The organism is Anabaenopsis sp. FSS-46 (assembly GCF_029891665.1).
Lineage (GTDB): Bacteria > Cyanobacteriota > Cyanobacteriia > Cyanobacteriales > Nostocaceae > Anabaenopsis > Anabaenopsis arnoldii.
Genome location: NZ_JANQDG010000095.1, coordinates 1 through 16189, shown reverse-complemented (window position 1 = coordinate 16189; position 16189 = coordinate 1). Strand labels below are relative to the sequence as shown.

Here is a 16189-nt window from a genome sequence, read left to right as displayed (position 1 = left end):
GAAAATGTGGACTGAAATTGATACCCATATCAGCCAAGTAACCGGCAAAAAATTCCAAACTCAGCGCCAGCGGGGTGTTAGTGGTGGCTGTATTAATCAAGGTTATGCTCTTTCTGATAGTGATTTAACTTACTTTGTGAAGCTAAATCAAGCATCTCAAGTAGGGATGTTTGAAGCTGAGTCCCTGGGGTTACGTGAAATACTGGTTACAGATACGATTCTTGTACCTCAACCCATTTGTTGGGGTACTTCTGGTAAGTATAGCTATCTCGTCTTGGAATGGCTGGAAATGGGAGGCGGTAAGGGTAAATGGGAAGAAATGGGGCGCAAACTAGCAGCAATGCACAAAGCCATTAGTAGTAAAGGTTTTGGATGGAAAATTCATAATACTATTGGTTCCACACCTCAAATCAACACCTGGACAGGAGACTGGGCAGAATTTTATACCAAATATCGTTTAAATTATCAATTTCAATTAGCTAGGCGACGGGGGGGTAGTTTTCCTCAACAAGATAGACTACTGGCGGCTATTCCTGGCATATTAGCAGGTCATCAAGTAGAACCATCCTTAGTACATGGTGATTTATGGGGTGGGAATGCTGGTTTCACTCTGTCGGGAGAACCTGTCATATTTGACCCAGCTACTTATTTTGGCGATCGAGAAGTTGACATTGCCATGACAGAATTATTTGGTGGGTTTCCCCCTGGGTTTTACCAAGGTTATCACCAAGTGTTTCCTTTACAGCCAGGTTATCAGCAAAGAAAAACCCTCTATAACCTCTATCACATTCTCAATCACTTCAATTTATTTGGCGGTGGTTATGCTTCCCAAGCCAATCGGATGATTGCGCAGATTTTAGGATGAATTTCACCAGAGGAGCGAAGACCTCTGAAGATGGGGATGATGTTATGAGAATGGAATTTAACTTGTGATTTCAATATCGTATAACTTGCAGAGGTTGCGAACTTTTTCCTTCAGGCGATCGCGTACATTCTCAGGTAGAATCACTACACAGTCTGGCCCATACTGCATCACCTCCCGGCTAAACCAAAAAGTATTTGATACTGTCCTCACAACTCGCCTCACCCCTGGTTGATCTGGTAACCATTCATTGATGTGATCTTCCGGTTTGGCTTGATAACCAAAGGCCAAGCCGCCAAATATATGTATTTCCACGTCGATTGTATCTAACTGAGGATGCCATTTACCCGGAATAGAAGTTACAGCTGCATCTGTAATTCTATCTAAGCGTAAAGTCCAGTTATGAATCAGCTCAGGGATATCAGAGTTTCCTTCTGTTTCCTCACACCAGCAGTTAAGATATTGGCGCTTTTCCTGGGGAGTAATCCGAGCATGGCGCACCGTAAAATTCAGTACGCGCCCTGCTGCATCTTGGTAGGAAAGCAGAAATGGTTGCTGTCGCAAAATGTAGTTATCTATTTGTGACCGCCAAGGTGGGGGGAGATTTTCTAAAAAACCTTCGATTTCCGTCCGCAATGGTACTGACAGTTCGCTGCGTTCTAGAAGCAGGTTAGCAATAATTTGGGCTTGTTCTACTTGCCCAATGTCGGTTAATGCACCTATACAGCGATGTAATGCTCTAATCCTGTCTTCTGTCCAATTGTTATTGTTACCAATGCGTAACTTACGTTGGGCTATGGCTTCTATGAGCTTGGATATGTTCGGGCGATTTCCCCACATCATACCAAATTGCAGAGCTATGGCTTCCAGTTCTGCTTTATCCCGCTCCTTTAAAGACAGAGTTATAGACTGACCTTTCCGACTCATATTTGTACGGACACTTTTATCCAGATATATCTTGCTAACATCTATTTTGCATGGCATGATCAGAAATAACAACAGTTTACGGACACTATTTAAGTGAATGTCGGCAGATTGCAAAATTACTCTCAAGCCTGTTTATTCTCAAACCGTCCCCACACCTGACGGCGTGAAATTACCTGAAAATTGGTCACTTTCTTGGCATCAATTAGCTACCTTAGAAGCATTACGCGATCCAAATATTGACGTAGTGTTCAACACAGCTATGACAGGCGACGGTAAAAGTTTAGCGGCTTATTTAGAAGTGATTCAAGGCCAATCTTCCGCCATTGGACTTTACCCAACTAACGAACTTGCACGAGACCAGGAAATACAAATTAGAGGATATATTACCCAACTTCAACCAGAAAATGAGCCGCGTCTAGCTAAATTAAGCGGGGCTGACTTAGAAATCTATGCTGAAAATGAAGGACTAAAAAAATCGGCCGCTATTTCAACTCTCGCAAATCAAAGAGAAGTATTACTGACTAATCCTGATATTTTTCACTATTTGCATAGAGGTGCTTATATAAGCCGGGTTGATAGCCCAGATAAATTATGGAGTAGGATTGATAAAGATTTTGGCTTATTTATTTTTGATGAATTTCATGTTTTTGCAGCCCCCCAAATTGCCAGTGTAATTAATACAATGTTGTTAATTCGCTGTACAAATCGGCATAAAAAGTTTCTTTTTCTCTCAGCTACACCAGATCCAAACTTAATTAGTAGACTACAACAGGCAGGATTTCGCTGTCAGGTGATCAATCCCATTGCGGAGAATAAATATCAATTTCCTGCAACACCAGACCAAGAAAAGCAACTACAAACACAAGGTTGGCGACAGGTAGCCAGAACAATAACCCTCAACTTTATTCCTTTAGAATCTAGTTCTAAAGCTTCGGAAAATTGGCTCAAAGAAAATGGGGAGTTAATCTTATCTCAGTTTAAAAATTACCCTGGTAGTAAAGGAGCAATTATTCTCAACTCCATTGCAACAGTCAAGCGGTTAACGGCATTTTTTCAGGAATTTTTGCAACCTTATGATATAACAGTAGGAGAAAATACAGGGCTTTCTGGAAAGGAAATAAAAGAACGCAGTCTCATGGCTGATTTAGTTATCGGTACCAGCACAATTGATGTAGGGGTTGATTTTAAAATCAATTTTCTGATTTTTGAATCATCAGATGCAGGTAATTTTATTCAACGGTTGGGGCGGTTAGGTAGACATGATGGCTATGAGAAAGATGGTCAAATGATTAAGTTTAACCACTTTACAGCTTTTGCTCTTGTGCCTAACTTTTTAGGAGAACGTTTATTTCAGGGAGATTCACCACCCTTACGGGTAGATGGTACTTATAACCGCCCATTTTTTCACAGCATAATTAATGATAACTATAGAAAAATCAATGATTTTAATGGTTATTATCGCCGCTGGGGTACTGTACAATCATTTTGGCTATGTTACCAATTGAGCGATCGCACAATTAAACAACAGTATGCCCAAAGCCGACAACAATTTCAAAAAGCCTGTGAGCAAGTATTTAATAATAGCCTCAAATCCATAGGTGAAGATATTCAGCAATGGGCGGGAGACTGGAAAGCAATCTCAGATAAACCAGGTAATCCCATTGCTGAAGAAGCTGTTAGTTTTCGGGGTTCTAGTCCTTTGCAATGTGGGTTGTATGACTTAACGGAAGAAAACCCAGCAGACAGGTTTAAAACCTACGATTTACCAGGTATTTTGAGCAATTTAGACATTGAAATGTGGACAGAGGCAGGATTTATGCGGACACTCGCAGAAACCGCACAACGCACAGAACAACCCATAGCCAAAGGTAGATTTGCTCATTGTCTCGCATTTATTAAGTTGCGTTCCTACCGTGAGGAACGACTGAACTGGAAATTTACCTATCCAGGAGACTTACAACCAATAGCGGATACTGGGAAAGTTCAGGTTTTAACTGGGGTGGAAATTTCCCAACCTGAAAATAAATGGATCAGTGCAATTAACAAACGCCTGAAAACACAGGGTTTAGTTGCTTACATCATTCGTCGCCCTGTATCGGAAGTGCGGATGCGGTTACGACTACCAATGCACTTTCAGATTTACCCCATTTGCGACCAATACAGCGTTCATGATGCTACTGCACCTTATGCGATCGCTTTTGGTCAGTCAGCACTGTTGCTAGATACCCTCACCCATAACTTGAAAAGCAAAGGAGATGAAATATGGATTGTTTAAGGTTGCAATCCCTAATAGGGATTGTTGAGAAAAAAAGCTTACGGTTTTAAGCACAGACTTATTCTTTTCAATCCCTAATAGGGATTAATTAAGTGGTTACGTGCTCGTAAAGCTTGATCTGATGCAAGTATTTCATAGTCAGGTTGAATATGTCAAGAGCTTTTAGTGTTGAATAACTCTAAGCTTATTAAAATCAGAAAAATTCCTTGACAACAGGTTTCGTTTTATGTAGGTTCAAAACTATACAAATGCTGATGCGTAAATATGGCCAGTATTTGGGCTGCCATGACCATAGGTGTTAAGGAGTATGATATGCCCGTCAAATTAAAAAACCTTGAGAAATTAATTGCAATTCTTAAGGATCGTAAATGGCATTCTAGCGATGAGCTAGCAGCAAATGTGAGTTTCCGATTTGGACACACCATATTTGAAGCTCGTAGAAAAGGCTACCTAATTGAAAAAAAACAAGTTGCTCATAACCAATTTGAATATAGGTTATTAACCGAGTAACTAATGTCATAGGCTATCCGATAATTTCCCTACAAGAGGAAAGCACCAGCTTGCGGTATTAAGCTCAGGCGTAAGCAATCTTAATCCCCAACAGCTTGGCTGATGCTTGAATAAGTCACTTAAAAAGCCACATCTTAAGACAGTAAGTTTTACTCCAGCTTTCCTCTTCACAAACTATAAAACCCAATGCTTAATATCTTCCTTACCTGCAACCAATAATCAGTCAATTTGATTATTTGTAGATCATGAATAAAAAAACTCAAGCCACTGCAGACAATCAGCAGCTAGATTTATTTGACAATCAAGAACTAGAAGAATTAGACGATGATTTGTTTAATCAAGACTTTGGTTTTGATGGTGATTCTTCAGACCGTACCATTGAAACTCAGGGTGAATTACTCACACTTAAACTATTACGAGAAGCAATTCAGGCACAAAATCCTCATGACCCAGTAATGGCTGACTTCACTGAGTATGTTTTACCCAACCTCCTCAATATAGCCATTGGTGTTACAGCCAAAGGCGGTAAATTCTTTGATGAAATTGACCACAAGCGAGCCGCAGCAGGTAAAAGTAAAGTTCGCCGAGATAATGCTGCTGACCAATCATTGAATACACATTTACTCAATGGTTTATTTCCGGCTAACTTAATTGAAAAGAGGTTACAACAACTTGATACTACAGTCGGAAGACTGGTGAAAGAAAAAGAACGCCGATTAGTAATTGCAGGCTTTATTTTACATGACTTTGAAAAATTTCCCGATGTCCCAGCAGACTGTCGCAATTTACCCTTAACCGAACAGCGCCAAATTATTGATCAAAAAATTCACCAGTTAGGACTTGATAAGTTTATTAACCCAGATAAATGGGAAGCCTATCAGCAATATTTAGATGATTTATTGTGCATAGCTTATAATGCACAAAGACGCTGGGATACTAACTGGAATTTTTCGGAATTTGGCTTAAATCCAGTTCTCAAAGATCGCACTATTAAAAGTTTGTGTCATTTAACTTGTTTGGCTGATTCCCTCGCCTCAATTGTCAAACATCCCCAAGATGCGGAACATAACCGACTCAAAGAAATTCTGCATCAATTAAGTGATGGAAAACTAAAATTTACCTATCACAGTATTGCTGAAAATAGAGGGGTTTTAACTAATGTAGTTAATAATGCTTTAATTGATGCTCATAACAGTATTAACACTGATGAAAACATTTACTATCAACCTTTACTGTATTTACCCACAGGTGTAATTTATCTAGCATTGCGTAATGCACCGCCCATTACCAAAGAAAATTTATCAGACCGTGTAGTTAATAGTATTAAGTCACTGTGTGCAGGTCAACTGCGTCTGCGACAAACAGGATTTAGTCGAGATGGTAAAGGGATGAAGTATGCGGAATACTATAATTTATTCTTTGAGCATTTAGGTTTAATGCAAGTAGCTTTAGATGCTACATTAAGGATATTAAACTCTAATAAATCTTCCGTTGCTCAAAGTCGCAGTGAAAATCTGATTAAATTTCAGCAACAAAATGTTTTATCTCCTGACCATGATTTCACATTTAAAGATGATATCCGCATCGACCAGATAGCGGAATTTGGTGATTTAGTCACCCGTAAGATTTGGGAAGAGACCGTTAACCGCATTGATGCTGCGAGAAAGAAAGATAAAAAACTACCAGCATTACCAGATTTAGACTTAACCCACAAAGTGGCCGAGTTGTGGAATTTAACAGCATATTTACCCGCAGTTCGGGAAATTCAACGCATTAACGAAAGTCTGAAGGAAAATAAGTTAAAAGGAAATACTGGGGGAGTACCTTATGAATGGTATTATTTAGCGGCTAAATATTTAGAATCTCATCCGGGGATTGAAAACATCCGCGAAATTTGTCAGCAAATTATCGATTACTTATCAACCTTGATTTACCCGATAATTTCTGAGTATGAATTACCCGATGGTTGGGAGGATTTAAGACTGTGGGTAAATCGCGTCGTCATGTTGCCAAATAGCAAGCAACAAGTATCACCTGTAGCTGAAAGTCAGACATTTTTAGACGAATTAAATAGTTATAATGCTGCTAAAAAATCAGGAAGAGGAAAGCAACTTATTTGCTCAATTTCTCATTCAGCTTACACCGTGACTGAGCAAATGGAATCAGCAGTTTTATTTACACCCCAAGTTTATACAAATAAACAAATGTTAGGAGGTTCCAACGCCAAGCGGAACATTTCCAGTATTGCGGGTGTGGAAATGATGCTCAGGCAAATTTTGATGAATCAAACTCAAGCAGTTGGTAAACGCTTTGAAGACGGAAAATACCGCTATCTCTATTTTTACCCAACTTATTATTTCACCCCAGAAACTAATAGGTTTTTACAGAAAGCATACAATGGTATTGCTCAAACTCGCTTTGATACTAGCATACGTAATCATTTCATCAGCAAGGATTTACAGGCAAACTTAGAAAAAGCAAATTACCAAAGGGTAGATAGCTTCATCATTGATGAACATATCCAGGCTGGAAAAGACCGCACATTTAAGCTTTCTTATCCTGAAGATCAACCCTTGACATTTTATTTTATGGCACTCCCCCCAGGAAAGGATAGCACGGACACAGAATCTTGGATTATGCCGAGTTGGTTAGCTTTTGCTTTTCCTATGATTCTAGATGTAAAAACAGTGGTTTCTGAGTCGCCAATTCCACCTTTTAATGATGGTGCTGAATTTGAGGAAAGCGTTTTCTTAGACAGTGCGCCCCATGCTTTCCGCGCCTTAGTCAAAAGGGATAGATTTCGTCTTGATTACATTTTAGAAGGTTGGGAAGAAAACAGTATTCAATACCCAGCACCTTTAAATGTGTTAACGGCGGCTTATGCTATTCATTTAGATGTCAATGCTAAACAAGGTAAAACTGGTTACGATGCGAATTGGGGTAAGTTTGCAGAACTAGCTAAGGATTTTGAAACCAGTCCTTTGAATGTTTTTGCTTATCTCAATCGCTGGGTGCGTAACCAAGGAGTGGAAACAGCCAGAATTGCAAAAGTTAGGCTTTATACCTATCATTTTTACCCTTGTTTTGACCCTCATGTGAAATTTGATCAAAATATGGAGCAGTTAATTGTGGGAGAACAATCAAGCTTAAATCATCCGCAAAAATTAACAGATTTGTACCGGAAATTTTACCGCGCTAATAAGCGTTATAACCCTAAATCTAATGCTGTGTTGAAACCCATAGAGATCGCATCTGAAACTATTCTTAAAGCTGAGTCTAGTGTTTTTCAGGGAGAAACATTAGTAATGGCGGTGGCGGCGGAAGTGTTTAAACTCATGGACCGTGTTCATGCTTCTACTGCTGAAGGACGTTGGGTAATGAGTAACCGTGAACAAGAACGCCAAGCTGTTGTAGATTTTTCCAGATATTTTGTTCAGGAGGTATTTGAGAAATCATTTGCGGGCGATCGCGCTCGTTTAGCAGGTCGTCAAATCAATTTAATTCGAGATACTTGTGAGTTCCTTTACCGCCTTGCAGATGACAAGGAAAACGCCGAAAAAGATCCCGAAAAAGATGATGTAACTGAGTAATTAGATATTTCTATTAACCCAATTTCTAACCCAATATCAAACACATTCAATTCTCTGGATAGATTAATCATGTCATTGCTAAAAACAGTTGCTTCAAAACTATTCCAAGCTGCAATTCCCTACAAACCCATGGGAAAATATGCCCATTTTCTCACTGTCCGCATTACAGAATCTTATCCACTTTTTCAAACAGATGGAGAATTAAATAAAGCCAGGGTGAGAGCTGGAGTTAAAGATAAAGCCACAATCAGCCGTTTATCAATGTTTAAGCGCAAACAATCTACCCCAGAACGTTTAGTTGGTCGGGAATTACTGCGTAACTACGGCTTGATGACTGCGGAGGAATGCGAATATAACGTTAGTTTCGCTATGGATAATCCTGATTGTATTATTTACGGTTTTGCCATTGGTGACTCTGGTTCGGAAAAATCTAAGGTAATTGTAGATACAGCATTTTCAATTACCCCTTTTGACGAATCCCACGAAACTTTTACCCTCAACGCCCCCTTTGAAAATGGTACAATGGCATCCAAGGGGGAAAATGGTTCTAAACCCGGTGAAGTTACCAGTCGTATTAATCAGCAAGACCATATTAGACCGCAGGTTTTCTTCCCTAGTATTGTCACCCTCAAAGACCCCACAGAGGCGAGTTTCCTTTACGTTTTTAATAATATTCTCAGAACCCGCCACTATGGAGCGCAAACCACCCGTACAGGTCGCCTGCGCAATGAGTTGATTGGTGTTGTATTTGCAGATGGAGAAATTACCAGTAATCTCCGTTGGACTCAAGCGATATATGACCAAATGAAAGCCCAAAATACCATTCATCCTCCTGAACCTTTGGATGAGGATGATGTAATTAGTGCTGCTAAAAGTGCAATTGAGGCTTTAATGGCTGATGAGTTTATTGTACACACTGATTTTATTGGTGATGCTTTTTCACCTCTGCTACAGGAAGTTAAGACCCTTACAGGTACAGAAACAGGAATTAAAGCAATTTTAGAGAAAGCTGATGGGGAAGCCAAGGATTATGCTAAAAAGCACATTAGCAAAAAGAAAACAAGTGCTAAGGCTAAGTAACCTCTATGAGCATTATCTACCAATGTCAATTAGAACTACATGATAGCCTGTATTTTGCCACCCGTGAAATTGGGCGACTTTACGAAACAGAGCCAATAATTCACAATTACGCCCTCTGTTACGCACTGGGTTTAGTTGATAGTGAAATCCACTCTACTACCGTAGCTGATGAACATTCCTATCGCTACTTTAGCCAGGAACAAGTACCAAAATATGAGGAGCATTTAATACCACTCAACCAGCAGAAAATTTACATTACTCCCGCTAGGGTTTTGCATCATTCCGCCATTCTCAACACCTGGAAGTATGCTAATAATAACTATCATGTCGAGATGGAGAAAACCCAAAAGAACATCCCCAGTTTTGGTAGAACTAAAGAAATTGCACCAGAAAGTCAATTTGAATTTTTCCTAATTGCTGAAAAACCAATTAAATTACCAAAATGGATCCGCTTGGGTAAGTGGATGAGTAAGGCTGAGGTGACAGTTACGGAGTTACATAACTCTCACACTACTGAGGGTTTATTTACTTGTAAATATCCTTTAAACCCTTTAGATGTCATGTTTACTAATCAAGTTATTAGCTATGATGTAGTAAATATGCCTCCTGTTAGCCTGATTCAAAATGTCAAAATGCGAGGTTTATACTATTACTTTGATGATATCCTAGGGTTAAAGCTTCCCGCTCGCATGGAATACCGTTTTGGGAGTTAATCAAGGTCGGTTTTAGCAATATGGAACCACAGATATATACAAATAAACACAGATGATTTATCTAATGTGGTTCCTAATTTTACTTTCTATCGCTTTTTAAACTCACGGTGAAATACTTTCAACAACAGCATAACGCTTTCCCAATGGAGTATCTCAATAACCTATGGGGAGAAATTCAGGCTTGTTCTTACTTTGCGATCAATAACCTTAACCGCGATTTTGTCGCCACTAAGGGATTTTCTCTAGTGTTTAGGCGATCGCACATCTCCACTGTAGAACAAAAATTCCCCTACTTTAAGCCCTATTTAGATTTAGCTCTTCAACCAGAATGTAATGCTTTTTACCTCAATCCCTTACAGCTTCAACAAGGTTCCCGTGTAGACCCCCACATTGACCGTTCCTTGCGTTCTTACTGCAAAACCATAGAACCACCTATGTGTGTCAGTGTTCTGTATGTACGCTTACCTGAAGATATGGTAGGGGGAGAACTAGTACTCAAGTCTCATAAACGCCAACTGGGACAAATTAAACCCCAGGTGAACACTTTACTTTACTTTCAAGGTGATTTGACTCACTCCGTTAACGCAGTGCAAACCCCAGGAAGTCGGTTGAGCTTGGTTTGTGAACAGTATAGTTTAAGTCAATCTGAACTAGCAGAAATACCAGACTTTACCATTGAATCAAGAGCTACCAAGTCTAGCACAAAAAAACGCAAGTAAAACGCCCCAATAAAACAGCAAAGTAAATTGTTGAGTTTTTATTGACTTTGGCTATATCTCCCAATTATAAATTACCTTTACCTCACCCCTCCCCACCAAAGACAAAATATTCCTAACTATATAAATATGCCTCATAGCTTAATTATTAACCTCCTTCCCTTGTCGCCTATCCCTCCCCAGTTTCTCACAGGAAGACATCTGCACGCACTATTTTTAACCCTTGTCAGTTCCGTAGATCCTACATTAGGCGATCGCCTACATAATCCTAGTGCTGATAAAGCCTTTACCCTCTCACCCCTACAAACTAATTTCCTTCAGGGAACTAGAGGAATGTCTAAACTACAACATACACATCAAGAAGCCATCCCCCCAGGAAAGCCTTGCTGGTGGCGCATCTCCCTGTTAGATGACACACTCTTTAGTCAACTTACCCAACTCTGGCTCAATCTTAACCCTAATCACCCTTGGCATCTAGGCCCCGCTGACTTGTATATTACCAGCATTCAAGGTACACCCCAATCTAACCAACCTTGGGCTAATACCATACCCTATAGTCAATTATATCAGCAAGCCAGCGATCGCTATCGCAATATTCACTTTACTTTCTCCACACCCACCGCTTTCCGTCAAGGAAAATATGACAGCACCCTCCCCACCAGAGAATGTATCTTTAATTCCCTACTTTCTCGGTGGAATAAATATAGTGAAATCGAAATTAATCAAATTGCTGTAGAGTCAATATTCCCCTCATTCTTCAACATTCATACAGAAATTGTCGCAGACTCTCGTAGTAAATTTATTGGATTTGCGGGAGAAGTGAGCTATCAAATCTTAGGAGAAATCGAACCTATAGAAATTAAAAAAATTAACGCATTAGCTGATTTTGCCTTATATGCAGGGGTAGGACGGAAAACACCAATGGGTATGGGGATGATGCGGCGAACATATCAATCAAAAATCACCAAAAATTATGAATAATAATACCGAATATATCCAGATTGCGGCCTTGAACCAATACGCCTATTGTCCTCATCGCTATTGGCGGATGTTTTGTGCTGGAGAGTTTACCGATAATCAATATACCATTGAAGGCACTAATTTACATGAGCGTGTCCACACTATGGGTGATATTCATGGAGGAGACACCTGGGAAATCCGGGCGATTTATTTAAAATCAGAAACATATAACCTCATGGGGAAATCTGATTTAATTGAAGTTGTAGCAGGTGAATATTATCCTATAGAATACAAACGGGGACGTAAAGGCCAGTGGGATAACGACGAATTACAAGTTTGCGCCCAAGCATTATGTTTAGAAGAAATGACAGGACAAACTATCAACATGGGCTATATCTATTATGCAATTAGCGATCGCTTAAATCGGTTGGCGCTCATTTGGGTTGATGCTGAGTATCAACGTGAAGGCTTTATGAGATGGTTGATGGATACGTATCATTGGCTTTTGTAGGTTATACGTCGTCCAGTTAATACTAAAGGCTTTGTTCTGTTACCAAAGTGTTGGGTTGTCGAGCGTAGTTTTGGTTGGTTTAATTGGTGTCGTCGATTGAGTAAGGACTACGAAATTTTACCCCAGACCCCTGAAACCTTTTTGCAAATCGCCATGATTCGGTTAATGCCCAGAAGACTCGCTTAATTGAGTTGTTTCATACTTGACAAACAACCTCTAAGGGAGAAATAAGAAAGCATAGTACAAAACGTATTAAATTTAACAATTTTTGCCATTGTTAACCTTTCCTTACATAGTTATAAATTTCCCCGCCGACTTACTTATCTTTTGTCTTTTCAGCTAATAAAGCTTGAGATTTTGGCTCAATACCTCTTTTCAATGCTTCTGCATCATCCCCTATTACAGAAGCATCGATAATTCCCAAATTAGATTTAGATCTGTCATTTTTTACAGCAGGAAACACTCCATATTTATCAAAAAATAAATATGCTAACCAAACAAATACAAAAACAGTTAATATCACAATTATAAACATTAAAAAATCCTGATGATTATGAGAAATTTCCAATTCTTCTGACAATTCTTTAATTCTCTTTTCATCTTTATCCAATTGTCCTATTTTTTGACCTATTTCAATAGAGTTGTCGAATATTTTAGACTTTGCATTTCTAACCATTTCTTCGTCTTCCTGAACCTGCACTTCCCTCTCAGTAACTCTCTTTGCCCTTTCCTCAACCGCCTTCTCTCGTTCCCATAAAACCATATCTCCCTCTTTCTTCGATTTTAATGCTGCATAATTTATTTCGCAGTTCTTGAGTTCGTTTTGAGCCTGATCAAGTTCTCTTTTGAGAGATTCCTTTTCTCGTTTAGTGTTGGTGTACAACTCTTTATAAAGGGAGGGATCTCCTAAATCTGTTTCATAATCCTTAGTCCCACTACAACTTGATAGTAGAAGAGTAGTTGCAATCATTACTGCAAGTATCCAGACTTTCCTTTTCTCAGCAGAAAGAATTGACAGCGCACCTGATTTTTGTTGTTTTAGTCTCATTTCAATGACTTATGTGAATTTATTTATATTATACCTAACGTATTAAACTAAGCCGGTCAGTCACCCAACCGACTCGTCTACAAAACCGTACGTGAAACTTTCGCTTCATACGGCTCCTCAATGATATGGTTCTTGTCATGAATACCTACAAGACTGCCATCATTGGCTGTCTTCTTGTCGTGGCAATGTCTGTGTAATAGTTGTAGATTTTTGTATTCATCTTTTCCACCTTTGGATGTGGGTAGGATGTGGTCTACTTCCATTACATCACCGTCCCTAAAGTAATGCCCACATTCTGGACATTTACCCTTTTGCCTTTTAAGTAGGGTCGCTACTCTTTTATTGGCTTCGGGATGGTTTGTCATTCTTGAACTCCAATATACCCAATCACCGTTAAATGGTGAGGCGTTGCCTTTAACTTTGATATGACGTACAATGGGACTCTCTGGGTGTCTGTACAGTTTGATGAACTTTTCATCTATATTTACTGCAAACTCCCAGTTGTTGTCTCCGATGGTATGCCAATACTTATTAGTTATCCATTTGCTGGATTTATTGGGATGTCGGCGCTTTGCCCATCTATAAAGCCGTTGATAAACCTGTTTAGAGATATTATTGGAGATTTCTTTACTTACTACAGATGAGTAGTAATTACACCATCCCTTAATTATCGGGTTAAGTTTACTTATCAGTCCTAGTTGTGGTGCTGGTAAGTTTCTTTTAATAGTGTTAGAAATCTTTTCGTAGTGATTCCTAACAGATTTCTTAGATGGGGTGATGATGGTTTTAAATCCTAGTATTTCCTTCTTTGTGTTGAATCCTGAGTTGTATTTACTAACCGAGTATTGCTTTACATTGAAGCCAAGAAAATCAAATCCTGGTTTCTCTGATTGGTGTTCATACAAGGTATGAGCCAATCTGGTCTTACTAGGTTTTAATTCCAATCCCATTTCATTTAGCCATTTAACTAAGATTTCCCTGCATTGTTCGATAACTGTCAGATTTTCATGCAAAATGACAAAATCATCTGCATATCTGATGATTGATATAGCATAAGCCTTGTTTATTTTTGAGCCTTTACCTGGTAATTTTGAGGCATACTCTTTAAGAATTTCCTCCATACCGTGTAAGGCTACATTTGCCAGTAGAGGGGATATTACCCCGCCTTGTGGCGTGCCTTCTTCTGTAGGGAATAAGACTTTGCTATCAACCACACCTGCTTTTAACCATGCCTTGATTTGACGGCGTAGTTTAGGGTAAGTGTTCAGTTTGTTTAACAATGCTTGATGGTTAATCTTGTCAAAACACTTGGCAATATCAGCATCTAATACATATTTAGGTTTGTACCTGATGGCACTGAATATTGCTGTTATGGCATCATGACATGAGCGCCCTGGTCTAAATCCGTATGAGTTAGGCTCAAACTTTGCCTCCCATTCTGGCTCTAATACCAGTTTGACAAGCGCCTGTAGTGCCCTATCATACATTGTGGGTATTCCTAGGGGTCTTTTCTCATCCCTTCTGGGTTTGTCTATCCAAACTCTTCTGGTTGGTTTGGGTTTAGACCCTAGTTTTAACTCTTCTACCAATTCCAATCTCTCGCTGGGTGATAAAGCTTTAACTCCATCAACCCCGGCGGTTTTCTTTCCTTGGTTATCTTGAGTTACCCTACGTGTAGCCAAAGCTTTGGCTGACCAGGATTTCATCAGCACCTTTTGGAGTCCACGAACCACCTTGACATCACCACGGGCTGAGGCTTGATAAATTCGTTTTTGGATTTTGTAAACGCGACGTTCTAACTGTTTCCAGTTAATCGTGTTCCATTCTACCGTAGTCTTTACACTCGTTTTAGACATAATTCCTACTGACAACTTTATCATCCATATCACCGTGAGTCTGTCAGCATATCTTAGGCATTACCCTAAGCGTTCGCTTTTGACCCAATCTTCCCCACTTGCAGCATCCGGTTAGCACCTACTTTTAGATTCGACCTTCTAAAAGAGCTAACAAGGGGTTACTTCGTTCCGTGTGTCCATTCTGTGTATCTTTAGAGTGATGCTATACGCCGGGTTTGTTGGAAGTGCATAACGGACTAAAGACGAGTAGCCGTTTCCTTATCCTTTACCTTTTGGTTCCAGCCTATCAGCCTGATTTGGCTGGTTTGTCGTAACGACGCTTCAAACACATCTTTGTTGACTACTCATGGGTACTTTGCTCGACGTGTACCAGTTTGGGCTACCAGTAAGAACGCCTTTTCTTCGGTGCTTTACGGATTGATGGCTAGTCGCTACCGTAAGGAAGATGCTGTCACCCTTGCACCTAGGGGGTAGGATTCACACCTACATGAACACACAGTTGTAAGAGTCTGGTTTTACCCAGTCTTACCTTCCGTCCCTGAGCATTTCTACTCATTTAGGAAGAACGAATCGCACCATATATATGACATTATATGTATGATTTAATAAAATTAAAGTCATGCTGGAACTGCATTAGCAAGGGTACAGCTACCAAACCATAGCAGATAAATTAAACCAACAAGGCTATACCACTAGCAGAGGTGGGAGTTGGGATAAATCAATAATTTATAACTTGAGCTTTTTTTGACTTTCCAAACATCCTCTAAGGGTGTGGCGTTGACGATCAAAGTATTTCTGTTACAATTACCTATAATCCCTATCAGGGATTGAAACCTGAATCCGAATTAGAACAAGCTAAAGCCAAGATGCTCGGTTACAATTACCTATAATCACTATCAGGGATTGAAACAAATGGTACTTTTTATTATGTAAAAGATTTACCGCAAGCTACAATTACCTATAATCCCTATCAGGGATTGAAACTTGTACCCTCCGATCACAAGGCTATCCATTACCCGGATCTTTCTTAACATTCGTGAGAGCGATCGCTCGCAAACCCCCAAACCTTAATCCTCCGTTGATGATTATCAATAAAATAAGGTTTTTATCAATAAGAATAAGGTACATTTTGTCAAGAGTA

13 protein-coding genes and 1 pseudogene are annotated in these 16189 nt (G+C 39.6%); 11 read left to right on the top strand and 3 right to left on the bottom strand.

Annotated features, from left to right (window positions below; genetic code table 11):
• The first annotated feature begins 4 nt into the window (after positions 1–4).
• Entirely contained in the window at positions 5–865 is an 861-nt protein-coding gene (locus tag NWP21_RS11225) for a fructosamine kinase family protein (RefSeq protein WP_280792754.1), read from the top strand.
• 57 nt (positions 866–922) lie between these two features.
• Here NWP21_RS11225 and NWP21_RS11220 read toward each other — a convergent pair whose 3' ends face one another.
• Complete coding sequence (locus NWP21_RS11220) at positions 923–1789, bottom strand: WYL domain-containing protein (protein ID WP_280792766.1); 867 nt, start codon at positions 1787–1789, stop codon at positions 923–925.
• A 97-nt stretch (positions 1790–1886) separates the two neighbouring features.
• Here NWP21_RS11220 and cas3 point away from each other — a divergent pair, with 97 nt between their 5' ends.
• The 9 genes and pseudogenes from cas3 to NWP21_RS11175 all read left to right on the top strand — a co-directional run bounded on the left by cas3 (position 1887) and on the right by NWP21_RS11175 (position 12330).
• On the top strand, positions 1887–4064 hold the full coding sequence (gene cas3 / locus NWP21_RS11215; protein WP_280792753.1) for a type I-D CRISPR-associated helicase Cas3': 2178 nt from the start codon (positions 1887–1889) through the stop codon (positions 4062–4064).
• 264 nt (positions 4065–4328) lie between these two features.
• Positions 4329–4574: a hypothetical protein gene (locus NWP21_RS11210; RefSeq protein WP_280792752.1), complete on the top strand. Its 246-nt coding sequence runs from the start codon at positions 4329–4331 to the stop codon at positions 4572–4574.
• A gap of 245 nt (positions 4575–4819) precedes the next feature.
• Positions 4820–8164, top strand: a complete 3345-nt coding sequence (cas10d, locus tag NWP21_RS11205) for a type I-D CRISPR-associated protein Cas10d/Csc3 (protein WP_280792751.1) — start codon at positions 4820–4822, stop codon at positions 8162–8164.
• A gap of 69 nt (positions 8165–8233) precedes the next feature.
• Positions 8234–9244, top strand: a complete 1011-nt coding sequence (gene cas7d, locus NWP21_RS11200) for a type I-D CRISPR-associated protein Cas7/Csc2 (RefSeq protein WP_280792750.1) — start codon at positions 8234–8236, stop codon at positions 9242–9244.
• Positions 9245–9249: 5 nt separating this feature from the next.
• On the top strand, positions 9250–9957 hold the full coding sequence (gene cas5d / locus NWP21_RS11195) for a type I-D CRISPR-associated protein Cas5/Csc1 (RefSeq protein ID WP_280792749.1): 708 nt from the start codon (positions 9250–9252) through the stop codon (positions 9955–9957).
• Between the two features lie 107 nt (positions 9958–10064).
• A complete protein-coding gene (locus NWP21_RS11190; RefSeq protein ID WP_280792748.1) occupies positions 10065–10676 on the top strand; it encodes a 2OG-Fe(II) oxygenase in 612 nt (203 codons plus the stop codon).
• A 126-nt stretch (positions 10677–10802) separates the two neighbouring features.
• The gene (cas6, locus tag NWP21_RS11185) at positions 10803–11654 is read left to right on the top strand and encodes a CRISPR-associated endoribonuclease Cas6 (RefSeq protein WP_280792747.1); all 852 of its coding nucleotides are present in this window, start codon (positions 10803–10805) and stop codon (positions 11652–11654) included.
• Positions 11647–12093, top strand: a pseudogene (gene cas4, locus NWP21_RS11180) (CRISPR-associated protein Cas4); the annotation flags it as partial. The gene cas6 and the pseudogene cas4, both read left to right, overlap by 8 nt.
• 54 nt (positions 12094–12147) lie before the next feature.
• Positions 12148–12330 carry a transposase gene (locus tag NWP21_RS11175; RefSeq protein WP_348519773.1) on the top strand — a complete coding sequence of 61 codons (183 nt, stop codon included), beginning with the start codon at positions 12148–12150 and terminating at the stop codon, positions 12328–12330.
• Positions 12331–12460: 130 nt separating this feature from the next.
• On the opposite strand, the gene NWP21_RS11170 is transcribed toward NWP21_RS11175, so the two are convergent.
• Both NWP21_RS11170 and ltrA read right to left on the bottom strand, forming a co-directional pair.
• Positions 12461–13192, bottom strand: coding sequence for a hypothetical protein (locus tag NWP21_RS11170; RefSeq protein ID WP_280792746.1), 732 nt, complete (start codon positions 13190–13192; stop codon positions 12461–12463).
• 77 nt (positions 13193–13269) lie between these two features.
• On the bottom strand, positions 13270–15048 hold the full coding sequence (gene ltrA / locus NWP21_RS11165) for a group II intron reverse transcriptase/maturase (RefSeq protein WP_280792745.1): 1779 nt from the start codon (positions 15046–15048) through the stop codon (positions 13270–13272).
• A gap of 333 nt (positions 15049–15381) precedes the next feature.
• On the opposite strand from ltrA, the gene NWP21_RS11160 reads away from it, so the two are divergent.
• The gene (locus tag NWP21_RS11160) at positions 15382–15522 is read left to right on the top strand and encodes a hypothetical protein (protein ID WP_280792744.1); all 141 of its coding nucleotides are present in this window, start codon (positions 15382–15384) and stop codon (positions 15520–15522) included.
• The last annotated feature ends 667 nt before the right edge of the window (positions 15523–16189 follow it).